This window comes from Streptomyces sp. NPDC047022 (assembly GCF_040644155.1).
Classification (GTDB): domain Bacteria; phylum Actinomycetota; class Actinomycetes; order Streptomycetales; family Streptomycetaceae; genus Streptomyces.
In genome coordinates this window covers 1-21,660 of record NZ_JBEYVV010000054.1, presented here as the reverse complement: position 1 = coordinate 21,660, position 21,660 = coordinate 1, and the positions used below count along the sequence as shown (strand labels likewise).

Here is a 21,660-nt window from a genome sequence, read left to right as displayed (position 1 = left end):
TGCATCGCAAGGCGGAGGAGGGCGTCATGGCGGAGCCATGGCAACCGACGACAACGCGGCGAGGCACGGTGCCAGGGCCCGCGAGCCCGGCCTGATCCAAACGAGAGGCCCTAGCCCCGAGCGCCGGACGGCCCCGTCGCGTTCCACTCCGCGATGACCGGCCGGCCGTGTTCGGTGGACAGGCGGCCGACCGTCGCCGTTCCGAGCTGGAACAGGCGTCCGTCGGTGGCCGTGAGGCCGAGGCGGCGGGCGGTGAGGACGCGCAGGAAGTGGCCGTGGGCCACGAGGAGCACGTCCCCGTCGGCGAGCGCGGGGGCGACGCGAGCCAGTACCCGGTCGGCGCGGGCCGCCACCTCGTCCGGAGACTCCCCCGGGTGGCCGGGCGGGCCCGGCGGTACCCCGTCGGTCCACAGGCTCCAGTCGGGCCGGGTGCGGTGGATCTCCGCGCTGGTGATTCCCTCGTAGCCGCCGTAGTCCCATTCGTGCAGTGCCGGCTCGGGGACCGCGAGGACTCCGGCGAGTTCCGCGGTGCGCACGGCCCTGTGGAGAGGGCTGGTGAGGGTGAGAGCGAAGGTGCGTCCGGCGAGGAGCGGGGCGAGGGACTTGGCCTGTTCCTCGCCCCGCTGGGTGAGCGGGATATCCGTGAAGCTGGTGTGCTGCCCGGATACGCTCCACTCGGTCTCGCCGTGGCGGACCAGCAGGAGGTCGCCCACGGCGCGCCTACTGGGCGGACTCGACGGCGTGGCCGCCGAACTGGTTGCGCAGCGCGGCGATCATCTTCATCTGCGGGGCGTCCTCCTGCCGCGAGCTGAAGCGGGCGAACAGCGACGCCGTGATCGCGGGCAGCGGCACCGCGTTGTCGATGGCCGCCTCGACGGTCCAGCGGCCCTCCCCGGAGTCCTCCGCGTAGCCGCGCAGCTTGTCCAGGTGCTCGTCCTCGTCGAGGGCGTTGACCGCGAGGTCCAGAAGCCAGGAGCGGATGACCGTGCCCTCCTGCCAGGAGCGGAAGACATCGCGGACGTTCTCGACCGACTTGACCTTCTCCAGCAGCTCCCAGCCCTCGGCATAGGCCTGCATCATGGCGTACTCGATGCCGTTGTGGACCATCTTGGAGAAGTGACCGGAACCGACCCGCCCCGCGTGGACGTACCCGTACGGACCCTCCGGCTTGAGCGCCTCGAAGATCGGCTGGAGCCGGTCGACGTGCTCCTTGTCGCCGCCGACCATCAGCGCGTAGCCGTTCTCGAGGCCCCACACGCCGCCGGAGACGCCCGCGTCGACGAAGCCGATGCCCTTGATGCCGAGTTCGGCGGCGTGCTTCTCGTCGTCGGTCCAGCGGGAGTTGCCGCCGTCCACGACGGTGTCACCGGGCGACAACAGGTCCTTGAGTTCATCGATGACGGACTGGGTGGCGGTGCCGGCCGGGACCATCACCCACACGACGCGGGGTGCGTCGAGCTTCTCCACCAGGTCGGCGAGGTCCTTGGCGTCGGAGAGTTCGGGGTTGCGGTCGTATCCGACGACGGTGTGGCCCGCGCGGCGGATGCGCTCGCGCATGTTGCCGCCCATCTTGCCGAGTCCGATGAGTCCGATCTGCATATCAGTTCACTTCTCCCTGAGTGTCCGAAGCGTGCGGTAGGCGGCCACGAGGGTGGCGGTGGCGGGAAGGTCAGGCATGGCCGGGTGCATCCTTGGCGGCCTCGCCGCGCAGGGCGATGGCGTACATCTCGTCGGCGTCCAGGCGGCGCAGTTCCTCGGCGATGAGCTCGGAGGTGGCGCGTACCTTGAGGGCCATGCTGCGCGGGGGCTGGCCGGGAAGGGTGAGGGTGGCCAGCGGGCCCTCGGGCCGGTCGATGAGGATCTCGCCCTTCTCCGTGCCGAGACGTACGGCCGTGACCACCGGTCCGCCGGTGACCACCCGCTCGACGGTCACCCCCAGGCGGGCCTGGAGCCAGCGGGCCAGCAGTTCCGCGGCCGGGTTGTCGGCCTCGCTCTCGACGGCCGCCGACACCACCTTCGAACGCGCCTGGTCCAGAGCCGCCGCCAGCAGCGACCGCCACGGTGTCAGCCGGGTCCAGGCCAGGTCCGTGTCACCCGGCGCGTAGGTGGCGACCCGGGTCTCCAGGGCGACCAGCGGATCCTCGACGGCGTACAGATCGGTGATCCTGCGCTGCGCGAGGGCGCCCAGCGGATCCTTGGAGGGGTTGTCGGGCGCGTCCACCGGCCACCATACGACCACGGGCGCGTCCGGCAGCAGCAACGGCAGGACCACGGAGTCGGCGTGGTCGGACACCTCGCCGTACATGCGCAGGACGACCGTCTCGCCGGTTCCGGCATCGGCGCCCACCCGGACCTCGGCGTCCAGGCGCGAGGCGGTGCGGTCGCGGGGAGTGCGGGCGTGCCGCTTGATGACGACGAGGGTGCGCGAGGGGTGCTCGCGCGAGGCGTCCTCGGCCGCCTTGAGCGAGTCGTAGGCGTTCTCCTCGTCGGTCACGATGACCATGGTCAGGACCATGCCCACGGCTGGAGTGCCGATGGCACGGCGGCCCTGCACCAGAGCCTTGTTGATCTTGCTTGCCGTGGTGTCGGTCAGATCGATCTTCATGGCCTGCGCCAGCTCCGTCCGTCTCGTGCGAGCATCTCGTCGGCTTCCTCGGGGCCCCAGGTTCCCGCCTGGTACTGCGCGGGCTTGCCGTGGGTGGCCCAGTACTCCTCGATCGGGTCGAGGATCCTCCAGGACTCCTCCACCTCCTCGGTACGGGGGAACAGGTTGGCGTCGCCCAGCAGTACGTCCAGGATCAGCCGTTCATACGCCTCCGGGCTGGACTCGGTGAACGACTCGCCGTACGCGAAGTCCATCGTGACGTCCCGGATCTCCATCGAGGTACCCGGCACCTTGGAACCGAAGCGCACGGTCATGCCCTCATCGGGTTGCACGCGGATGACGATCGCGTTCTCGCCGAGTTCCTCGGTGGCGGTGGAGCCGAACGGGGAGTGCGGGGCGCGCTTGAAGACGACCGCGATCTCGGTGACCCTGCGGCCGAGCCGCTTGCCGGCGCGCAGATAGAAGGGGACGCCCGCCCAGCGGCGGTTGTCGATCTCCAGCTTGACGGCCGCGTAGGTGTCCGTGGTGGAGCCCGGGTCGATTCCGTCCTCCTCCAGGTAGCCGCGCACCTTCTCGCCGCCCTGCCAGCCTGCCGCGTACTGCCCGGCCACGGTGTGCGCGCCGAGGTCTTCCGGCAGCTTCACCGACTTCAGGATCTTCAGCTTCTCGGTGACCAGTTCCTCGGCGTCGAAGGCGATGGGCTCCTCCATCGCCGTGAGCGCCAGCAGCTGGAGGAGGTGGTTCTGGATGACGTCGCGGGCCGCGCCGATGCCGTCGTAGTACCCCGCCCGGCCGCCGATGCCGATGTCCTCGGCCATGGTGATCTGGACGTGGTCGACGTAGGACCGGTTCCAGATCGGCTCGTACAGCTGGTTGGCGAACCGCAACGCCATGATGTTCTGGACGGTCTCCTTGCCCAGGTAGTGGTCGATGCGGAACACCTGGTCCGGCGCGAACACATCGTGCACGATCGCGTTCAGCTCACGCGCGCTCACCAGATCGCGGCCGAAGGGCTTTTCGATGACCGCGCGCCGCCAGGAGCCCTCCGGGCCATGGGCGAGTCCGTGCTTCTTGAGCTGCTGGACGACCTGCGGGAAGAACTTCGGCGGCACGGAGAGGTAGAACGCGTAGTTGCCGCTGGTGCCGCGCGACGCACTCAACTCGTCCACGGCCTGCCGCAGTTGCCTGAAGGCCTCGTCGTCGTCGAATGTGCCCGGGATGAACCGCATGCCCTCGGCGAGCTGCTGCCAGACCTCCTCCCTGAACGGCGTACGGGCGTGCTCCTTGACGGCCTGGTGCACCTCCTCCGCGAAGTCCTGGTCCGCCCAGTCGCGCCGGGCGAAACCGACCAGTGAGAAGCCCGGCGGCAGCAGTCCGCGGTTGGCGAGGTCGTAGACGGCGGGCATCAGCTTCTTGCGGGACAGATCGCCCGTCACGCCGAAGATGACCAGTCCGGAGGGGCCCGCGATACGGGGCAGCCGGCGGTCGCGGGTGTCGCGCAGGACGTTGTGCCAGTCGGCCGCCGGGCCCGGCACCTGGACGCCGGTCCGAGAGGTCTCCTCACTCATTCTCCGTCAACTCCCTTGCTCTCCAGAGACTTCGCGACCGCTTCGAGCAGATCGCTCCAGGCCACCACGAACTTGGCCACGCCCTCGTCCTCCAGCTGCGCCACGACCTCGTCGTAGGAGACACCGAGCCGCTCCATGGCCTCCAGGTCCGCGCGGGCCTGGCCGTAGCGGCCGGTGACCGTGTCGCCCTGGATGTCGCCGTGGTCGGCGGTGGCGTCGAGCGTGGCCCCCGGCATGGTGTTGACCGTGCCCGGTGCGACCAGCTCGTCCACGTACAGCGTGTCCTTGTACGCAGGGTCCTTCACTCCGGTCGAGGCCCACAGCGGGCGCTGCCTGTTGGCCCCCGCACCGGCCAGGGCGAGCCAGCGCCCGCCGGCGAAGACCTCCTCGTACGCCTCGTACGCGAGGCGGGCGTTCGCCAGTGCCGCCCGGCCCTTGAGGGCGAGTGCCTCGTCCGTGCCGAGCTTCGCCAGGCGCTTGTCGATCTCGGTGTCGACGCGAGAGACGAAGAAGGAGGCGACGGAGTGGATCCCGGACAGGTCCAGGCCGGCGGCCCGCGCCTTCTCCAGGCCCGCGAGGTAGGCGTCCATCACCTGGCGGTAGCGCTCAAGCGAGAAGATCAGCGTGACATTGACACTGATGCCCCGTCCGATCACCTCGGTGATGGCCGGGAGGCCGGCCTCGGTCGCCGGGATCTTGATCATCACGTTCGGGCGGTCGACCAGCCAGGCGAGCTGCTTGGCCTCGGCGATCGTCGCCGCGGAGCGATGGGCCAGGCGCGGGTCCACCTCGATGGAGACCCGGCCGTCCCGGCCGTCGGTCGCCTCGTACACGGGCCGCAGGACGTCGGCCGCGGCACGGACGTCGGCGGTGGTCATCATGCGCACGGCCTCGTCGACCGTCACGCCGCGCTCGGCCAGATCGGCGAGCTGCTCCTCGTAGCCTTCTCCGGAGCCGATGGCGGCCTGGAAGATGGACGGGTTGGTGGTGACTCCCACCACGTGCTTGGTCGCGACGAGTTCGGCGAGGCTGCCGGACGCGATCCGCTTGCGGGACAGGTCGTCCAGCCAGATCGAGACGCCGGCGCCGGACAGCCGCGCGAGGGATTCATCGGTTGCGGTTGCTTCGGTCACAGTGACCATCTTCCTTCTTGCGAGCGGATCAACCGCGTACGGCGGCGAGGGATTCCCTGGCCGCGGCGGCGACGTTCCCGGCGGTGAAGCCGTACTCGGTGAACAGGGTCTTCGCGTCGGCGGAGGCGCCGAAGTGCTCCAGGGAGACGATGCGTCCACTCTCACCGACGTACCGGTACCAGGTCAGGGCGATGCCCGCCTCGACCGCCACGCGTGCCTTCACGGACGGCGGAAGGACCCACTCCCGGTATTCGGCGGGCTGCTCCTCGAACCACTCCACGGAAGGCATCGACACCACCCGGGTGCCCACGCCCTCCGCCTCGAGGAGTTCCCGCGCCGCGACGGCGAGCTGCACCTCGGAGCCGGTGGCGAGGAGGATCAGGTCCGGGGCCGGGGTGGAGGACTCGCGGAGGACGTAACCGCCCTTCGCCGCCTCGGGGTTCGGGGCGTACACCGGGACACCCTGACGGGTCAGCGCGAGGCCGTGCGGGGCCGGGTCGGTGGAGTGCCGCCTGAGGATCTCGGCCCAGGCGACGGCCGTCTCGTTGGCGTCGGCCGGGCGGACGATGTTCAGGCCCGGGATCGCGCGCAGCGAGGCCAGGTGTTCGACCGGCTGGTGGGTGGGTCCGTCCTCACCGAGGCCGATGGAATCGTGGGTCCACACATAGGTGACGGGCAGCTGCATCAACGCGGACAGGCGCACCGCGTTGCGCATGTAGTCGGAGAACACCAGGAAGGTGCCGCCGTAGACACGGGTGTTGCCGTGCAGCGCGATGCCGTTCATCTCCGCGGCCATGGAGTGCTCGCGGATACCGAAGTGGATGGTGCGGCCGTACGGGTCGGCCTCCGGCAGCGCGTTGCCTCCGGGCAGGAACGAGCTGTTCTTGTCGATGGTCGTGTTGTTCGAGCCGGCCAGGTCGGCGGAACCGCCCCAAAGCTCGGGCAGGACGGTGCCCAGGGCCTGGAGCACCTTGCCCGAGGCGGCGCGGGTCGCGACCGACGTCCCCTCCTCGAAGGCCGGGAGCGACCGCTCCCAGCCCTCGGGCAGCTGACCGGCGACGACGCGGTCGAACAGCCGGGCGCGCACGGGCTGGGCCGTGCGCCACTCGGCGATTCGCTTGTCCCAGGCGGAGTGCTCCTCGGCGCCGCGGTCGAGGGCCCTTCGGGCGTGGACGAGGACCTCGTCCGCGACCTCGAAGGTCCGCTCCGGGTCGAAGCCGAGGACGCGCTTGGTGGCCGCGATCTCGTCCTCGCCGAGCGCCGAGCCGTGGGAGGCCTCGGTGTTCTGCGCGTTCGGGGCGGGCCAGGCGATGATGGTGCGCATCGCGATGATCGAGGGCCGTCCGGTCTCGGCCTGCGCGGCCTTCAGGGCGGCGTACAGGGCGTGGACGTCGATGTCGCCGTTGTCGGCGGGCTCGATGCGCTGGGTGTGCCAGCCATAGGCCTCGTACCGCTTCAGGACGTCCTCGGAGAACGCCGTCGCGGTGTCGCCCTCGATGGAGATGTGGTTGTCGTCGTAGAGGAAGACGAGATTGCCGAGCTTCTGGTGCCCGGCGAGCGAGGACGCCTCGGCGGAGATGCCTTCTTCCAGGTCGCCGTCGGAGACGATCGCCCAGATGGTGTGGTCGAAGGGCGAGGCCCCGGCGGGGGTGTCGGGGTCGAACAGACCCCGCTCGTAGCGGGCGGCCATGGCCATGCCGACGGCGTTGGCGACTCCCTGGCCGAGCGGCCCGGTGGTGGTCTCGACGCCGGCGGTGTGCCCGTACTCGGGATGGCCGGGGGTCTTCGAGCCGTGCGTGCGGAAGGCCTTCAGGTCGTCCAGCTCCAGCTCGTACCCGGCGAGGTAGAGCTGGGTGTAGAGGGTCAGGGAGGTGTGTCCTGGGGAGAGGACGAAGCGGTCACGCCCGGTCCACTCGGGGTCGGCCGGATCGTGCCGCATCACCTTCTGAAAGATCGTGTACGCGGCCGGGGCCAAGCTCATCGCCGTGCCCGGGTGCCCGTTGCCGACCTTCTGTACGGCGTCGGCGGCCAGGACACGGGCGGTGTCGACGGCTCGCAAGTCGAGGTCGGTCCACTCGAACGCGTCTGTGCTGTGCGCACTCATCTTCAAGAAGTCCTCACACAAGAGGTGATCGCTGGGGTGGCGCGTTCAAAACTAAAAGTCTGACTTTTGCGGGGGAAGGTGCCCGTGTGTCAGCCTTCGGTGAAAGTGGGACATCGACAGCGGGACCGAGGCGGCACGAGAAGGACATGGCGGACAGAACCTCTCAAGGCGGGGGCGGCACACGGGGCAGCGCGCAGGACGGGATACGGACGTACCCCTTTCCGGTGGATCTGAGCGTTCGCGGCGTCGGCATGCAGGTGGGGCCGATGGAACCCGGCCGTGTCTGGCACGAGGACGCCCCGCTGGACCGGGTGCACCGCATCGACTTCCACCTGGTGATGTTCTTCAGCGGCGGCCCGGTGACGCACATGGTGGATTTCGCCGAGCACGAGACGGCCGACGGCGACATCCTGTGGATCCGCCCCGGGCAGGTCCATCGCTTCTCCCGCACCAGTGAGTACCGCGGCATGGTGCTGACCATGCAGCCCGGCTTCCTGCCGCGCGCCACCGTCGAGGCCACGGGCCTGTACCGCTACGACCAGCCGCCCCTGCTGCACCCGGGCCCGGCCCAGCTCGACGCGCTGAGGGCCGCCCTCGGCCAGCTGCGCCGCGAGTACGAGGACATGGACACGCTGCCGCTGAGCCTTCACACCTCAGTGCTGCGCCACACCCTCACCGCGCTCCTGCTGCGCCTCGCGCATCTCGCGGCCAGCTCCGCCCGCGCGGCGGCCGGGGAGCAGGCCGACACCGCCTTCACCCGGTTCCGCGACGCGGTCGAGCGGGGCTTCGCCACCAACCACACCGTCAGCGCGTACGCCGACGCCCTCGGCTACTCCCGCCGCACCCTGGTCCGTGCCGTGCGTGCCGCCACCGGCGAGACGCCCAAGGGCTTCATCGACAAGCGGGTGATCCTGGAGGCCAAGCGCCTCCTCGCGCACACGGATCTGCCGATAGGCCGGGTCGGGGCCGCCGTGGGCTTCCCCGACGGGGCGAACTTCTCGAAGTTCTTCCACCAGCACACGGACACGACACCGGCGGCCTTCCGGGCGGAGTTGAGGTAAGGGGCGAGCCGGCGATCGAGGCCCGCACCACCGCCGACGAAGCAGCCCACCGGCCCCCCGGGCGATCACAACGTCAGTTCTTGCCGCCGGCCTTGGGAACGCCGTACGCCCTCTCCACCCGCAGCCGGAGCAGCAGGCGCCGGTCGCGGACCATGGCCGTGCGGTACTCGCCCCAGTCGGGGTGCTCTCCCGTGATGCCGCGGTAGAGCCGGACGAGTTCCTCCACGGTCTCGTCGTACGGGTCCTGGGCCACGGGCGTGAGCTCGGCGACGCCCTCGGCGACCGCGTACGCCCATCGGTCGCCGGTGGTCACGTGATAGGAGGCCCGGGGGTCCCGGCGCAGATTGCGGGTCTTGGCGCGGTCGTCCGTGAGCGAGACGCGGATGACGCGCTCGTCCGGATCGTAGGCGTGGGTGACATTGGACAGCTGGGGCCGGCCGTCTCGCTTGAGGGTGACCAGCACCCCGCCGTGGCCCTCGGACAGCAGGGCGAGCAGCGCGTTCTGTGTGGCGTCCTGAGTCATACTCCGGTCAACTCGCGAACCGGTTCGTTCATTCCGCCTATTCCCGGCATCCCCGAGGCGGCCGGAAGTAGACACTGTCAATGCCGCCTGGTAGACAGCGGCCATGACTGAACCGGAGACGGGACTGCGGGAGCGGCTGGTCGACGCGGGTGTCCAGCTCCTGGCCGCCGAGGGCGTACAGGCGCTGACCCTGCGGGAGATCGCCCGGCGGGCGGGAGTCTCGCACGGCGCCCCGCGCCGCTACTTCCCCACGCATCTGGAGCTGCTGTCCGCCATCGCTCGCCGCGGGTTCACCGAGCTGGCGGCGCGGGCGTCCGAGGCGGCCGGTGACGGCACGTCCGGTCCCCGGGAGCAGCTCACGGCCCTGGGCCGGGCCTATCTGGACTTCGCGCTCACGCACAGCGGTATGCACGAGCTGATGTTCCGTCATGATCTGCTGGAGAGCGGCCATCTCGGCCTGCGTGAGGCGAGTCTCCCGCTGTTCTCCCGGCTGTCGGGCCTGATCGGCCCCCTCAGGCCCGACGCCGACGCGCGGGTCCTCGCGGGTTCCCTGCTGGCGAACCTGTACGGCATCGCGCAGCTGTGGAACTGGGGCAGCCTCCGGCTCGCCACGGGCGCAGGCGACATCACGGCTCTGCTGCGCACCGCGCTGGACGCGCACCTGGGGCCGGAGGCCGGATGAGGGAACCGAGGACAGCGATGGCACACCTGAGGCAAGAGGTGGAGCCGGACGAGGCCGGCCTCGATCCGGCGGCACTGGCCCGGCTCGACCGGCACTTCGCCCGGCAGGTCGACGACGGCCGGCTGCCCGGCTTCCTGGTCTCGGTCTCCCGGCACGGCCGCACGGCCCATCTCACCGCGTACGGATACCGGGACGTCCGCAGGCGGCTTCCGGTCGAGACCGACACGCTGTGGCGGATGTACTCCATGACCAAGCCGGTCACGTCCGTCGCCGCGCTGATCCTGATGGAGGAGGGCCGCTTCGGGCTCGACACGCCCGTGGCGGACTTCCTGCCCGCCTTCGCCGATCCGCAGGTCTACGCCGAAGGGGCGGGGCGGAGCCTGCGGACCCGGCCCGCCGGGCAGCCGATCCTGGTCCGTCATCTGCTCATGCACACGGCGGGTCTGACGTACGGGTTCTACCACGCGCACCCCGTCGACGCCCGGTACCGGGAGGCGGGCATCGGGTCGTCGGTGGTGCCCGGAACCAGCCTCGCGGAGACATGCGAGGCGTACGCGCGGCTGCCACTCCAGTTCGAGCCGGGTACGCAGTGGAACTACTCGGTGGCGACGAACGTGCTGGGCCGCCTCGTGGAGGTGGCCTCGGGCCAGGACCTGGACGACTTCCTCGCCGGACGCGTCTTCGCTCCGCTCGGCATGAAGGACGCGGGTCTGTGCGTCCGCGAGGACCAGGCGCCCCGTCTGGCCGAGCTGTACGGCGAGACGAAGGACGGCGTGGGCATCACCCCGGTCCCCGGCCTGCCCCTGCGCGGCCGGCCGCGGCTCCTGTCCGGCAGCGGCGGCATGGTGGCAACGGCCCACGACTACCACCGCTTCATGGAGTTCCTGCGCCGCCGCGGCGAACTGGACGGCGTCCGGCTGCTGAGCGCGGACACGGTCGCCGCGATGACCTCCAACCAGCTCCCGGGCGGCGCCGACCTGCGGGCGTTCGGCAGCCCCGTCCACCGCCGGCCCGGCAAGGCGGGCCTCGGATTCGGTCTGGGGGTCTCGGTCGTCACGGAACCCGGACTCACCCCGTCGCCCTCGGTCAGGGGCGCGTACGGCTGGAACGGCGTGGCGAGTACGACGTTCTGGGTGGACCCGCGCAACGATCTGACGGTGCAGTTCCTCACCCAGCTCAGGCCCACGGGCTCGCACACCGTCTACCCGGAGCTGAGGCACCTGGTGCACGAGGCCATGACCGCCAGCGCCGACTGAAGACAGCACGCGCGGCGGCCGGCGTCGCACGGACGCCGGCCGCCCGCCGTGTGCCCGCTCACGAGGAGTGCACCACCGCGTCCAGGTGCGGCAGGTAGTGGTCGAGCCGCTCGCGCTTGGTGCGCAGATACGTGATGTTGTTCTCGCACGGCGGGATCAGCAGCGACACCTGCTCGTCCACCTTGATGCCGTGTCGCACCAGCGCCTCGTGCTTGCGCGGGTTGTTGGAGAGCAGGCGCACGGACCGTACGCCGAGATCGTGCAGGATGTCCGCCGCCACGCGGTAGTCACGGGCGTCCACGGGCAGGCCGAGGGCCAGGTTCGCCTCCACGGTGTCCAGTCCTCCCTCGGACTGGAGCTTCATCGCGCGCAGCTTGCCGAGCAGGCCTATGCCGCGGCCCTCGTGGCCGCGCAGATAGACGAGGATGCCGCGGCCCTCGGCGGCGATTTCCCGCAGTGCGGTGGAGAGTTGGGGTCCGCATTCGCAGTGGGTGGATCCGAAGGCGTCTCCGGTCAGGCACTCGGAATGCAGCCGGGTGAGCATCCCCGCTTCCTCGATGTCGCCGTGGACGAGCGCGACTTGTTCGTCACCGGTGGCATGGTCGAGATAGCCGTAGGCCCGGAAATCACCATATTTGGTGGGCAGGGGTGCGTTCACGACACGGGTGACACCGGAGGTGGGGGCATTCACGACTCGGGGAACTTCCGTGAGGTGGGGATTCCCGCCGAGCACGCCGTCAATGTCTGTCATGATCTGTTCCTATCTTGTGAGCGCAGGCGGTACGAGACGAAAGGCCGTGAAAAAGATGAGCGATTCGAGGACTGCGGATACTACGCGGACCGGTGTGCTGCCGGCAGACACCGCGCAGGACGTACGCGAGCGGTCGGCCGGCCCGCGCCGACAGGTCGCCGTCCTGCCGGTGGGCAGTTACGAACAGCACGGTCCCTACCTGCCGTTGGCCACCGACACGCTGGTGGCCTGCGCCATCGCCCGCGAGATCGCCGCGGCGTATCCGGTTCACCTTCTTCCTCCCGTGACGATCTCCTGCTCGCACGAGCACGCAGGATGGCCGGGAACCGTGAGCATCTCCTCCGTCACCCTCCACGCGGTGGTACGGGACATCGCCGAATCTCTCCGCCGCTCGGGCGTCGACGCCCTGGTCGTGGTCAACGGCCACGGCGGGAATTACGTCCTCGGCAATGTCGTCCAGGAATCCATGGGCAGCGGTGTGCAGATGGCGCTCTACCCCGCCCCGGAGGACTGGGAGACGGCCCGTGAGCGGGCCGGAGTGCTCACCTCGCTGCTGAGCGACATGCATGCCGGGGAAATCGAGACCTCCATTCTTCTGCACAGCCACCCCGAATTGGTCAAACCCGGTTACGAGACCACTGATTTCGTCGCCGACGACCGCAGGCATCTGCTCACCCTCGGTATGTCCGCCTATACGGAGTCCGGTGTCATCGGGCGTCCCTCGCTCGCTTCCGCGGAGAAGGGGGAGCGACTGCTCGCGGCGCTCACCGAATCCTTCGGGGCGTATTTCTCCCTGGTCGTCTCGGAAGAGCCGGGGGGTGGCAAGGCGCCGGGGGTCGCCGGTTCCGGGAAGACGCAGGACTTCTGACGTCGTGCCGGCCGTGCCGCGCGCGGTGGTGGGGGTGAGCGCGGGTACGGGGTGTGCGGGGTGTGCGGAACGGGGGCACGGAGCGCGTGGGGGGTGCGCTCCGGGCCGCCCGCCCTCCCGGGCTGGTGCGCCACGGGGGTCTGGGTCGCCATGGGCGAAGACGGGGCACGGTCTCCCTCGGTCCCGGCGATGGTCGCCGGTTCCGTCTCCGGGTCGGCGGTGGTCCCCGGTTCCGTCTCCGGGTCGGTGGTAGTCGCCGGCTCCGTCTCCTGGCCCCGGCTCCGCATGCTCGTGAACCAGCGGGCGAGGAGGACAAGGACCCCCGGCAAGCTCGCGACGAAGCTCAGGACGCCGTACACGACCGCGACGGTCAGCCCGGTGTCCGCGCCGAGGCCCGCCGCGCCGAACGCCCACGCGGTGGCGCCTTCCCGGGGGCCCCAGCCGCCGATGTTGAGCGGAAGCCCCATGGCGATCAGCGCGAGCAGGGCCAGGGGCAGGAGCGTGAGCGGTGCGGCGTGGGATCCGGCGACCCGCGCGGCCACCAGGAACATCAGCAGATGCCCGGCGAGCACGATGACGGACGAGAACAGCACCGCGGGCCAACTGCCGCGCGCGAGCAGTGCGGTCCGTGCCTCGACGAGCGTGGCGCGAAGTGCGCGGCTGCGGTGCGACGGGCGGGGCGCGCGGCCCATCCGGACGGCCGCGACGATGGCGAGCGCCCCGAGCAGGGCGAGCCCCAGCAGTCCGGCGAGATGGCGGGCCTGGGCCAGCACCGGTGAGGGCACCGTGAGCAGTACCGGCACACCGACCACGACGAGGGCCACCTGCCCGGCCGTCCGCTCCAGGACCACCGCACGCACACCGCGCCCTATGTCACCGGCGCTCTGCCCATGGCGCACCGCACGGTGCACATCGCCGAGAACGCCGCCCGGGAGTGCGGCGTTGAGGAACAGCGCCCGGTAGTAGTCGGCGACGGCGGCGCCGAGTGGCAGCCGTAGGCCGAGCGCGTCGGCGACACGGCACCAGCGCCAGGCGCTCAGCACCGTGGTCAGCACGCCGATGCCGAGCCCCGCCAGCAGGGTCGGGGCGTCGATGCGCCGCAGCCCGTCCAGGAACACCCCGGTGCCCAGGCGCCACAGGAGCACGCCGAGGATCACCGCACCGGCGACCGTACCCAGGTGGGCACGCACCGCGCGCAGGACGGGGCGGCCGGCGGTCGGCACCACCGTGGCGGGCACGGTGGCCGTCGTCTCTCCCGCCGCCACCGGGGCGATGGCCGGCGCCGTCATTCCGCGCCTCCCGCCGTCGGCGGCAGGACCAGCACGTCGTTGTGGTGCACGACCACGGACAGCTCTCCCGCGGTGCAGGCGGCCAGCCGGTCGCGCAGATACGTATCGGCGCGGTCGGCGAGCTCGGGTCTCTGCTCGACGGCGGCACCGACCCATCCGCGCAGCCACTCCCCCGCCAGCTCCGACTGCTTGGGGCCCAGCCGCCAGGGGCTCGGATGGACGAACACGCTCGCGCCCAGCTGTTCGAACGCCTCTCGGGCCACGCTCAGCGCTTCAGGGCCGAGGAGGTCGCCGCGGCGCTGGTGCGCGTTGAACGCGTCCATGATCTCGTCATCCATCGGGTGCTCGGGCGTGAATTCCACGCGCCCGACTACCGAGAGCGTCAGCAGTGCCGGGCAGTCCGCCCCCGCGCAGGCGGCGGCGAGCGCGCCGATCTCGTCGGCGGTGAGGACGTCGAGCAGCGCGGAGGCGGTCACGAGACCGGCTCCTGACAGGGCGTCGGGGGTGAGCCGCCCGATGTCACCGCGATGGGTCGCGACGGTCACCCGGCCGCCGTCGGCCGCGGCCCTGGGCGCTCCGGCGGTGGCGAAGTGAAGCAGATACGGGTCGCGGTCGTGCAGGACCCAGTGCTGGTCGCCGTCCAGGAGCGGGGCCAGCCAGCGGCCCATCGAACCGGTGCCGCAGCCCAGGTCGTACACCACCAGGCCCTCGTCGGCACCGGCCCGTTCGGCGAGGTGCGCGCGCAGCGGTACCAGCAGCGAGCGCGACCGCGCCGCGGCGTCGGCGGGCTCGCGCAGGCGGAGCCACTGCGGTGCGTACCGGGGGACCTCGGTCTCACCGGTGCCGGGGGCGGGTGCGCCGAACCGGTCGGCGGCGTCGGAGGCGTCCACAGGCGTCGTATACCCCTCGGATCCGGCAGGAGTCGTGCTCGTGATCATGCCGTCCTCCAGGGTTCCTGGTGCAGCCGTCCCAGCACGCCCGCGAGGCTGCGCGCGGTGGTGGCCCAGCCGTCGAGCGCGGCGCGGCGGCTTCGTGCGGCGGACTTGAGGCGGCGCCGTACGTCCGCCTCCCCGAACCAGCCGCGCAGTTCGGCGGCGAGTGCCGCGGGGTCCTCCGGCGGTACGAGGATGCCGGGCACCCCTCCGTCGGGCGCGCGCCCGACCGCCTCCGGCAGTCCCCCGACATCGGTGGCGAGGACCGGGATGCCACGGGCGAGTGCCTCCGTGACGGCCATGCCGTACGTCTCGGCGTACGAGGTGAGGACCATGAGGTCGGCGGCGGCGTAGCTGGCGTCGAGTTCGGCGCCGGAGCGGGGGCCGACCAGCCGCAGCCGGTGTCCGAGGCCGTGCACCTCGATGAGGGCGCGCAGCCGGGCGACGTACTCCGGGTCCTGGCCCAGGCCGCCGACGCATTCGCAGGTCCAGGGCAGGTCGGCGATGGTGGCGAGGGCCTCCACCAGCCGGTGTTGCCCCTTGCGCGGGGTCACCGCGGCGACGCACAGCAGCCGGGAGACGCCGTCGGTGCCGGGGGCGAGGGGTGCGATGTCGGCGCCGGGGGCGGCGACATGGACGCGCTCGGGGGCGAGGCCGTGATGCGAGACGAGCCGGCGTACGGCCCACTCGCTGGTGGCGACGACGGCGGAGGCGGCGCGCAGTGTGTCGCGCTCCTTGGCGTCGAGTTCGGCCGCGGTATGCGTGTCGAGTCCGGTCTCGTCGCCGAGCGGCAGATGCACCAGGACGGCGATGCGCAGGCGTTCGGTCTCCGGTACCACGATCTCGGGGACGCCGCAGGCGACCAGGCCGTCGATGAGCACGACCGTGCCGTCCGGCAGTTCCCGCAGCGTCCGGGCGAGTTCGGCCCGGGCCGAGGCGCCCGGCCGGGGCCAGCGACCCTCGGCGGTGTGCTGGTGGACCTGCCAGCCGAAGCCGGGCAGGTCGAGGCAGATACGGCGGTCGTAGGCGTTGCCGCCGCTGGGGGCGGCCGGGTCGTGGACGCCGCCGGGCATGACGAAGTGAACCGTGCGCAAGGACATGGGAATGATGTCGGCGTTGCTCAGGACCGTGCTCTGCACGGGCAGGTAGTTCAGGGACGACACCGGGACGGGCGTCTGGGCGGCCGTCCCCGGACGGGCCATGCGGCCGGCGGTGTCCGGCGACGCGTGGTCGATGGTCGTGTCCGTCACAGGCCACGCTCGTAACTCGCCCAGGCGATGTGCGACTCGTGCAGTGTGACGGTGATGCCGGCGATCTCCCGGGCGCCCTCGCCCAGGGCGCCCTTGTGGATGCGCTCGGCGAGGCGGTCCGCGATCACCTTGGCCAGGAACTCCGTCGAGGTGTTGGTGTTCGCGAAGTCCGGCTCGTTGTCGAGGTTGCGGTAGTTGAGCTCGCTCACCAAGGCGCCGAGCTCCTGCGTGGCCAGTCCGATGTCGACCACGATGTTGTCGTCGTCCAGCTCGGCGCGGCGGAACGTGGCGTCCACGAGGAACGTCGCGCCGTGCAGGCGCTGTGCGGGTCCGAAGACCTCGCCGCGGAAGCTGTGGGCGATCATCAGGTGATCGCGGACGGTGATGCTGAACAACGGACGACCCTCCAGGTGCGGTGCGTCTGCCCCCCTGCCGGGGCATGCCGTGTAGTACGGCTGCGCCCGGCGCGTTGTTCAGCTGCCCGTTCGTGTTTGTTCCGAGGTGTCGGGGGTTTCTCTGCGAGTTCCCTCAGAGACAGGGCAATCCGGACAACGGGGTTCAGTCGGCGGTGTACAGGACGCGGTGGCACATCCCCTTGAGCTCACCACTGGCGAGCCGTGGTAGCACATCCGGGAGGTCTTCGAAAGCGGACTCGCCGCTGATGAGCGCGTCGAAGGCGGGTTCGGCCAGCAGTTCGAGGGCGACGGCCAGCCGGTCGGCGTACGTGCGTCCGGAGCGGGCACGCGGGGAGACGGTGCCGACCTGGCTGCTGCGGATCGTGAGACGGCGCGAGTGGAACGCCTCTCCGAGCGGCAGGGTGACACGCCGGTCTCCGTACCAGCTGAGCTCGATGACGGTGCCCTCGAGGGCGAGCAGCTCCAGGGAACGTACGAGGCCCTGCTCGGTGGCGCTGGCGTGGACGACCAGATCGCACTCGCCGAGGGCGTCGCCCGGCAGCGCGAAGTCCACGCCGAGCGCACGCGCGGTCTCGGCACGCTCGGGATCGGCGTCGACCAACTGGACGCGGACGCCGGGGTGACGGGCGAGGAGCGCGGCGGCCGAGCATCCGATCATGCCACCACCGACGACCGCGATCCGGTCCCCGACCTGGGGCGCCGCGTCCCACAGCGCGTTGACCGCGGTCTCGACGGTACCGGCGAGGATGGCGCGCCCGGCGGGTACGGAGTCCGGTACGACGGTGACGGCCGAGGCCGGGACGACGTACCGGTTCTGGTGCGGGAACAGACAGAAGACGGTCCTTCCCAGCAGCTCGGCGGGGCCGTGCTCCACCTGTCCGACACTCAGATAGCCGTACTTCACGGGTGCCGGGAAGTCGCCCTCCTGGAACGGGGCGCGCATGGCGGCATGCTGGCTCTCCGGTACCCCGCCGCGGAAGACCAGAGTCTCGGTGCCGCGGCTGACACCCGAGTACAGCGCGCGCACCAGCACCTCGCCGTCACCGGGTTCGGGCAGCTCCACCTTCCGCAGCTCTCCGTGTCCCGGCGAACGCAGCCAGAAGGCGCGGGCGGTGAGATCCATGGGCGTGCTCCTGAACGATCGGGCGTCTCGTCACGTACGCAGCTACGAGAAATCCCGCACGGGAACGTACGGGAAGTCGCGCACAACGTACGCGTGAAGATCGAATCTGTCACTTGGCCGGAGGGTGAGCGGTGGCCCTGAACCACACATACGACGTGAGGCTGTTGCAGCAGGAGACGACCGTGGGAGCGGGCGTTCAGGTGCTGCTGCTGGCCTTGCTGGGCACGGCGATCGGCATGGGCCCGGCCGGCTGGCTGACGGGGCTCGCGTTCGCGCTCGCCACCTGGGCGTTCCTCACCCGTGCCGTACTCCGCTCCCGGCTGCGCTCCTTCGGTCCGGCCAACCGGGTGACGCTCGGCCGGGCGATCCTCGTGGGGGGCGTCACGGCTCTGGTCGCCGACTCGTTCGAGAGTTCGCCGCCGGTGACGGTGTTCGTGGGGCTCACGGCGGTGGCGCTGATCCTGGACGGGGTGGACGGCAAGGTGGCCCGCCGCACGGGCACGTCGACCGCGCTCGGTGCGCGCTTCGACATGGAGGTCGACGCGTTCCTGATCCTGGTGCTGAGCGTGTACGTGGCGATGGCGCTGGGCCCGTGGGTGCTGTTGACCGGCGGGATGCGGTACGTGTTCGTGGCGGCGGCCAGGGTGTGGCCGTGGCTGAACGGCGAGCTGCCGCCCAGCATGGCGCGCAAGACCGTGGCGGCCGTGCAGGGCATAGCTCTTCTGGTGGCCGCCTCGGGTCTGCTGCCGTACGCCGCGACGGCGGGGGTCGTCGCCCTCGCGCTGGCGTCGCTGGTCTGGTCGTTCGGGCGGGATGTGCTGTGGCTGTGGAGCGCGCGGGGCGGGACGGCCGTGGCGGCTGCGGCGGCTGCGGATTCGCGGCGCGAGGAGTTCGCGGAGCGGATCCCCGAACTGGTCGCCGCCGAGCACTGACCGCTTCCGGACCCGGTTACCGGGTGGGTCCCCCGTGGTCGAGCCTGCCGACGCGAGCCACGTTCTCCCGGTCGTCGGGGTCCTCACCGGCCTCGGTGGTGAACCAGGCGTCGAGGATCTCCTTGAGCAGGGGCCCTGAGGTCAGCCGCAGGCTGAGCGCCAGGACGTTGGCGTCGTTCCAGCGGCGCGCCCCGGCCGCGGTGTACGCGTCGGTGCACAGGGCCGCCCGGACGCCCGGCACCTTGTTCGCGGCGATGGACGCGCCCGTGCCGGTCCAGCAGCACACGACCGCCTGGTCCGCGCTCCCGTCGGCGACCTCGCGGGCCGCGGCCCCCGAGCACGCCGCCCACCGGGAGTCGTCCCCCGGCAGCAACGCGCCGTGCAGAACCACCTCGTGGCCCCGTGCGCGCAACTCCCCGACCAGGTCGAGGGCGATGGGCTCGTCCATGTCGGAGGAGACGGAGATCCGCATGCGCGTGAGACTACCGCGCACGTTCCCTCAGGACGCCATCATGTCGCGCACCTGGGGCGCCACCTTCGTGCCGAAGAGTTCGACGCAGTCCATCAGCGACTCGTGCGGCAGCCCGTTCATCCCGTACTTCAGGTCGAAACGGCTCGCGCCCAGGGTGCGGAGGGCGGAGGTTATCTTCCGTGCCACGGTGTCGGGCGAACCGACGTACAGGGCCCCGTCGGGACCCACGTCCTGGAGGAACTGCTCGAAGGTGGGGACACGGAAGCCGCGCTGCCTGGCGACCTTCCGGAACGTCTTCTCGTAGTACGGCCAGAACTCCTCCACCGCCTGCTCGTCCGTGGCCGCGACATGGCCCGGGGAGTGCACGCCCACCGGGCGGTCGGGCCGGCCGAACTCTTCGAGGGCCCGGCGGAAGAGGACGGAGAACGGTGCGAAGCGAGCGGTGGGGCCGCCGATGATCGCGAGCATGAGCGAGAAGCCGTGGCGTGCGGTCCTGACCACGGACTCGGGACTGCCGCCGACGCCGATCCACGTCGGGATCGGTCCCGACTCGGTGTGCGGGTAGACGGACAGGCCGTCGAGGGCCGGCCGGATCGTGCCGGACCAGGTGACCGGCTTCTCCTTGAGCAGTTCGGCGAACAGGGCGGCCTTCTCCTCGAAGAGACGGTCGTAGTCGCCGAGGTCGTATCCGAACAGCGGGAAGGACTCGGTGCTCGAACCTCGCCCGAGGATCACCTCCGCCCGGCCGTTGGAGACGGCGTCCAGGGTGGCGTACCGCTGGTAGACGCGGACGGGGTCGTCCGAGCTGATGACGGTGACCGCCGATCCGAGGCGGATGCGTTCGGTGCGGGAGGCGATGGCGCCCAGGACGACGTCGGCAGCCGAGAGGGGCATCCAGTCGGTGTGGTGCTCGCCGATGGCGAAGTGGTCGAGTCCGACCTCGTCGGCGAGGACGCCCTCCGCGATGAGGTTGCGGATCGTCCGGCCGTGCGAGAGCGGCCTGCCCTGGGCGTCGTCGGTGACGTCGCCGAAGGTGTCGAGGCCGAGGGTGATCATGAACAGGCTCCGGTTCTGGCAGTGCCCGGCTTCCGGCGGTACTCGACCCGCCGGGCGGCCCGGTGCCCGGAGGCGGTCCGGGCACCGGGGGGATGAGGGCTCCGGGTCAGCTCGCGCGCAGCGGGGCCAGCGCCTTGCTCCAGGCGATGACCTGGTCGAGCGTGGCGGTCAGGGCGTCGTACTGGGCCTCGATGGGCTTGAAGGTGCTGAAGTTCTCGAAGTCGGTGAAGAGGGAGAGGGCGACCTGGGCCCGCACGTCGGCCAGCTGGAGCTCGCCGGCGATGCCCCGGAGGTGTTCCACGGCTCGGGTGCCGCCGTTGCCGCCGTAGCTGACGAAGCCGACGGCCTTGTTGTTCCACTCGTTGTAGAGGAAGTCGATGGCGTTCTTCAGCGCGCCCGGCAGGGAGCGGTTGTACTCGGGGGTGACGATCACGAAGCCGTCGAGGGACGCGATCTTCTCGGCCCAGGCGTGGGTGTGCGGCTGGGAGTACTGGCCCATCGACGGCGGGTACGCCTCGTCCAGCAGCGGGAGCTTGTAGTCGGCCAGGTCGACGAGCTCGAACCGGGCGTCGGCGCGCTTGGCCGCGTGCTCCAGCACCCAGGTGGCGACGGCTTCGCCGTTGCGTCCCGGACGCGTGCTTCCCAGGATGATGCCGATCTTGGTCATGTCCGTGCCTCTGCGTTTCCTGAAAGTGAACATTTGCTTGCCTCGTCAAGTAAATACTTGCAAGGGCAAGTAGATGCCGAGATGCTTGACTTGTCAAGGAGCTAGAATCGGCACCATGCCGCCGTCTGCACCGTCCGCACCGTCCATGGATCAGCGCCAACGCCGCCTGCCGCCGCTCAGCCCGACCGAGGAGGGCTTCGTGCGTGCGCTCGGGCGGGTGATGATGGCGCTGCCCCGGGTGGTGGACGCCGACATGGTCCGGGACGCGGGGCTGCCCCTGTCCGAGTACACGGCCCTCATGAACCTGTCGGAGTCTCCCGGCGGGCATATGCGGATGAGCGAGCTCGCCGCCGCCTGCGATCTGTCACTGAGCGGGATGACCCGGGTGGTGAACCGTCTCGAAAAGGACGGGTTCGTTCAGCGCGCCAGATGCGACGAGGACGGGCGCGGGTGGAACGCGGTACTCACCGAGTCGGGGCTCGGGCGCCTGGAACAGGCGTGGCCGGCGCACCTTGCCAGTGTGCGGCGGCACGTGATGGATCATCTCGACGAGGATGAGCTGGGGCGGCTTACGGGTGCGCTGGAGCGGATCGCTCCTGGGGCGGGGGGTGCGGTGTCCCTGCGGGGGCGTTGAGGGTTTTTGCGCAGTTCCCCGCGCCCCCGAAAGGGTCGCCTCGGCGCGTTGTCGAGTGCAGGTGCATTGAGGGTTTTGCGCAGTTCCCCGCGCCCCCGAAGCGGCCGTCCCGGCACGTTGCCGAGTGCAGGTGCATTGAGGGTTTTGCGCAGTTCCCCGCGCCCCCGAAGCGGCCGTCCCGGCACGTTGCCGAGTGCGGGGGCGTTGGAGGTTTTGCGCAGTTCCCCGCGCCCCTCAAATGGCCGTTTGGATCAGGCCGGATCAGGGAGCGGGGTCTGGTGCCGTGCATCGCAAGGCGGAGGAGGGCGTCATGGCGGAGCCATGGCAACCGACGACAA

At 70.8% G+C, this 21,660-nt stretch carries 21 protein-coding genes and 1 pseudogene; 6 read left to right on the top strand and 16 right to left on the bottom strand.

The genetic code is table 11. The features are described from left to right. Positions 1-110: 110 nt before the first annotated feature. The 6 genes from ABZ845_RS30570 to tkt all read right to left on the bottom strand — a co-directional run bounded on the left by ABZ845_RS30570 (position 111) and on the right by tkt (position 7,410). Positions 111-713: a histidine phosphatase family protein gene (locus tag ABZ845_RS30570; protein WP_360986300.1), complete on the bottom strand. Its 603-nt coding sequence runs from the start codon at positions 711-713 to the stop codon at positions 111-113. Between the two features lie 7 nt (positions 714-720). Next, positions 721-1,599, bottom strand: a complete 879-nt coding sequence (gnd, locus tag ABZ845_RS30565; RefSeq protein WP_360986297.1) for a phosphogluconate dehydrogenase (NAD(+)-dependent, decarboxylating) — start codon at positions 1,597-1,599, stop codon at positions 721-723. 70 nt (positions 1,600-1,669) lie between these two features. Next, entirely contained in the window at positions 1,670-2,605 is a 936-nt protein-coding gene (opcA, locus tag ABZ845_RS30560) for a glucose-6-phosphate dehydrogenase assembly protein OpcA (RefSeq protein WP_360986295.1), read from the bottom strand. Beyond that, positions 2,602-4,173, bottom strand: a complete 1,572-nt coding sequence (gene zwf, locus ABZ845_RS30555) for a glucose-6-phosphate dehydrogenase (protein ID WP_360986292.1) — start codon at positions 4,171-4,173, stop codon at positions 2,602-2,604. The genes opcA and zwf overlap by 4 nt, the downstream gene beginning before the upstream one ends. Beyond that, positions 4,170-5,315, bottom strand: a complete 1,146-nt coding sequence (tal, locus tag ABZ845_RS30550) for a transaldolase (RefSeq protein WP_360986289.1) — start codon at positions 5,313-5,315, stop codon at positions 4,170-4,172. Before tal ends, zwf begins: the two co-directional genes overlap by 4 nt. A gap of 19 nt (positions 5,316-5,334) precedes the next feature. After that, the gene (gene tkt / locus ABZ845_RS30545) at positions 5,335-7,410 is read right to left on the bottom strand and encodes a transketolase (protein ID WP_360986286.1); all 2,076 of its coding nucleotides are present in this window, start codon (positions 7,408-7,410) and stop codon (positions 5,335-5,337) included. 146 nt (positions 7,411-7,556) lie between these two features. Between tkt and ABZ845_RS30540 the strand changes: the two genes are divergently transcribed. Beyond that, positions 7,557-8,471: an AraC family transcriptional regulator gene (locus tag ABZ845_RS30540; protein WP_360986283.1), complete on the top strand. Its 915-nt coding sequence runs from the start codon at positions 7,557-7,559 to the stop codon at positions 8,469-8,471. Positions 8,472-8,544: 73 nt separating this feature from the next. On the opposite strand, the gene ABZ845_RS30535 is transcribed toward ABZ845_RS30540, so the two are convergent. Next, complete coding sequence (locus ABZ845_RS30535) at positions 8,545-8,994, bottom strand: PPOX class F420-dependent oxidoreductase (RefSeq protein WP_360986280.1); 450 nt, start codon at positions 8,992-8,994, stop codon at positions 8,545-8,547. A gap of 103 nt (positions 8,995-9,097) precedes the next feature. Between ABZ845_RS30535 and ABZ845_RS30530 the strand changes: the two genes are divergently transcribed. Together ABZ845_RS30530 and ABZ845_RS30525 are read left to right on the top strand one after the other, a co-directional pair. Continuing rightward, positions 9,098-9,676, top strand: a complete 579-nt coding sequence (locus tag ABZ845_RS30530; protein ID WP_360986277.1) for a TetR/AcrR family transcriptional regulator — start codon at positions 9,098-9,100, stop codon at positions 9,674-9,676. A gap of 17 nt (positions 9,677-9,693) precedes the next feature. Then, the gene (locus tag ABZ845_RS30525; protein ID WP_360986274.1) at positions 9,694-10,932 is read left to right on the top strand and encodes a serine hydrolase domain-containing protein; all 1,239 of its coding nucleotides are present in this window, start codon (positions 9,694-9,696) and stop codon (positions 10,930-10,932) included. Positions 10,933-10,990: 58 nt separating this feature from the next. On the opposite strand, the gene ribA is transcribed toward ABZ845_RS30525, so the two are convergent. Continuing rightward, positions 10,991-11,683, bottom strand: a complete 693-nt coding sequence (gene ribA / locus ABZ845_RS30520) for a GTP cyclohydrolase II (protein WP_360986272.1) — start codon at positions 11,681-11,683, stop codon at positions 10,991-10,993. Between the two features lie 55 nt (positions 11,684-11,738). Here ribA and ABZ845_RS30515 point away from each other — a divergent pair, with 55 nt between their 5' ends. Next, complete coding sequence (locus ABZ845_RS30515) at positions 11,739-12,551, top strand: creatininase family protein (RefSeq protein WP_360986306.1); 813 nt, start codon at positions 11,739-11,741, stop codon at positions 12,549-12,551. 332 nt (positions 12,552-12,883) lie between these two features. Here ABZ845_RS30515 and ABZ845_RS30510 read toward each other — a convergent pair. The 5 genes and pseudogenes from ABZ845_RS30510 to ABZ845_RS30490 form a co-directional block, all read right to left on the bottom strand. Next, positions 12,884-13,840 (bottom strand): annotated as a pseudogene (locus tag ABZ845_RS30510) (lysylphosphatidylglycerol synthase transmembrane domain-containing protein); the annotation flags it as partial. Next, positions 13,837-14,778, bottom strand: a complete 942-nt coding sequence (locus ABZ845_RS30505) for an SAM-dependent methyltransferase (RefSeq protein WP_360986269.1) — start codon at positions 14,776-14,778, stop codon at positions 13,837-13,839. The gene ABZ845_RS30505 and the pseudogene ABZ845_RS30510, both read right to left, overlap by 4 nt. Next, positions 14,775-15,974, bottom strand: a complete 1,200-nt coding sequence (locus tag ABZ845_RS30500) for a glycosyltransferase family 4 protein (protein WP_360986303.1) — start codon at positions 15,972-15,974, stop codon at positions 14,775-14,777. The genes ABZ845_RS30505 and ABZ845_RS30500 overlap by 4 nt, the downstream gene beginning before the upstream one ends. Before the next feature lie 44 nt (positions 15,975-16,018). Beyond that, positions 16,019-16,417 carry a 6-carboxytetrahydropterin synthase gene (locus ABZ845_RS30495; RefSeq protein WP_360986266.1) on the bottom strand — a complete coding sequence of 133 codons (399 nt, stop codon included), beginning with the start codon at positions 16,415-16,417 and terminating at the stop codon, positions 16,019-16,021. A 163-nt stretch (positions 16,418-16,580) separates the two neighbouring features. Beyond that, complete coding sequence (locus ABZ845_RS30490) at positions 16,581-17,561, bottom strand: FAD-dependent oxidoreductase (RefSeq protein WP_360986263.1); 981 nt, start codon at positions 17,559-17,561, stop codon at positions 16,581-16,583. Between the two features lie 131 nt (positions 17,562-17,692). On the opposite strand from ABZ845_RS30490, the gene ABZ845_RS30485 reads away from it, so the two are divergent. Then, positions 17,693-18,493 carry a CDP-alcohol phosphatidyltransferase family protein gene (locus tag ABZ845_RS30485; RefSeq protein ID WP_360986260.1) on the top strand — a complete coding sequence of 267 codons (801 nt, stop codon included), beginning with the start codon at positions 17,693-17,695 and terminating at the stop codon, positions 18,491-18,493. Positions 18,494-18,509: 16 nt separating this feature from the next. Here ABZ845_RS30485 and ABZ845_RS30480 read toward each other — a convergent pair whose 3' ends face one another. The 3 genes from ABZ845_RS30480 to ABZ845_RS30470 all read right to left on the bottom strand — a co-directional run bounded on the left by ABZ845_RS30480 (position 18,510) and on the right by ABZ845_RS30470 (position 20,688). Beyond that, a complete protein-coding gene (locus ABZ845_RS30480) occupies positions 18,510-18,965 on the bottom strand; it encodes an RpiB/LacA/LacB family sugar-phosphate isomerase (RefSeq protein ID WP_360986257.1) in 456 nt (151 codons plus the stop codon). Between the two features lie 27 nt (positions 18,966-18,992). Next, a complete protein-coding gene (locus ABZ845_RS30475) occupies positions 18,993-20,021 on the bottom strand; it encodes an LLM class flavin-dependent oxidoreductase (protein ID WP_360986254.1) in 1,029 nt (342 codons plus the stop codon). Positions 20,022-20,127: 106 nt separating this feature from the next. Continuing rightward, positions 20,128-20,688 carry an NAD(P)H-dependent oxidoreductase gene (locus tag ABZ845_RS30470; RefSeq protein WP_360986251.1) on the bottom strand — a complete coding sequence of 187 codons (561 nt, stop codon included), beginning with the start codon at positions 20,686-20,688 and terminating at the stop codon, positions 20,128-20,130. 115 nt (positions 20,689-20,803) lie between these two features. Between ABZ845_RS30470 and ABZ845_RS30465 the strand changes: the two genes are divergently transcribed. Then, positions 20,804-21,322 (top strand): MarR family transcriptional regulator, encoded by a 519-nt coding sequence (locus tag ABZ845_RS30465; protein WP_360986248.1) that lies wholly within the window; start codon positions 20,804-20,806, stop codon positions 21,320-21,322. Positions 21,323-21,660: the final 338 nt, after the last annotated feature.

Excerpts from the sequence above, each read along its gene's own strand:
- gnd (WP_360986297.1), bottom strand. The coding sequence starts at position 1,599 with ATGCAGATCGGACTCATCGGACTCGGCAAGATGGGCGGCAACATGCGC.
- opcA (WP_360986295.1), bottom strand. The coding sequence starts at position 2,605 with ATGAAGATCGATCTGACCGACACCACGGCAAGCAAGATCAACAAGGCT.
- zwf (WP_360986292.1), bottom strand. The coding sequence starts at position 4,173 with ATGAGTGAGGAGACCTCTCGGACCGGCGTCCAGGTGCCGGGCCCGGCG.
- tal (WP_360986289.1), bottom strand. The coding sequence starts at position 5,315 with ATGGTCACTGTGACCGAAGCAACCGCAACCGATGAATCCCTCGCGCGG.
- tkt (WP_360986286.1), bottom strand. The coding sequence starts at position 7,410 with ATGAGTGCGCACAGCACAGACGCGTTCGAGTGGACCGACCTCGACTTG.
- ABZ845_RS30540 (WP_360986283.1), top strand. The coding sequence starts at position 7,557 with ATGGCGGACAGAACCTCTCAAGGCGGGGGCGGCACACGGGGCAGCGCG.
- ABZ845_RS30535 (WP_360986280.1), bottom strand. The coding sequence starts at position 8,994 with ATGACTCAGGACGCCACACAGAACGCGCTGCTCGCCCTGCTGTCCGAG.
- ABZ845_RS30530 (WP_360986277.1), top strand. The coding sequence starts at position 9,098 with ATGACTGAACCGGAGACGGGACTGCGGGAGCGGCTGGTCGACGCGGGT.
- ABZ845_RS30525 (WP_360986274.1), top strand. The coding sequence starts at position 9,694 with ATGGCACACCTGAGGCAAGAGGTGGAGCCGGACGAGGCCGGCCTCGAT.
- ribA (WP_360986272.1), bottom strand. The coding sequence starts at position 11,683 with ATGACAGACATTGACGGCGTGCTCGGCGGGAATCCCCACCTCACGGAA.
- ABZ845_RS30515 (WP_360986306.1), top strand. The coding sequence starts at position 11,739 with ATGAGCGATTCGAGGACTGCGGATACTACGCGGACCGGTGTGCTGCCG.
- ABZ845_RS30505 (WP_360986269.1), bottom strand. The coding sequence starts at position 14,778 with ATGATCACGAGCACGACTCCTGCCGGATCCGAGGGGTATACGACGCCT.
- ABZ845_RS30500 (WP_360986303.1), bottom strand. The coding sequence starts at position 15,974 with ATGGCCCGTCCGGGGACGGCCGCCCAGACGCCCGTCCCGGTGTCGTCC.
- ABZ845_RS30490 (WP_360986263.1), bottom strand. The coding sequence starts at position 17,561 with ATGGATCTCACCGCCCGCGCCTTCTGGCTGCGTTCGCCGGGACACGGA.
- ABZ845_RS30480 (WP_360986257.1), bottom strand. The coding sequence starts at position 18,965 with ATGCGGATCTCCGTCTCCTCCGACATGGACGAGCCCATCGCCCTCGAC.
- ABZ845_RS30475 (WP_360986254.1), bottom strand. The coding sequence starts at position 20,021 with ATGATCACCCTCGGCCTCGACACCTTCGGCGACGTCACCGACGACGCC.
- ABZ845_RS30470 (WP_360986251.1), bottom strand. The coding sequence starts at position 20,688 with ATGACCAAGATCGGCATCATCCTGGGAAGCACGCGTCCGGGACGCAAC.
- ABZ845_RS30465 (WP_360986248.1), top strand. The coding sequence starts at position 20,804 with ATGCCGCCGTCTGCACCGTCCGCACCGTCCATGGATCAGCGCCAACGC.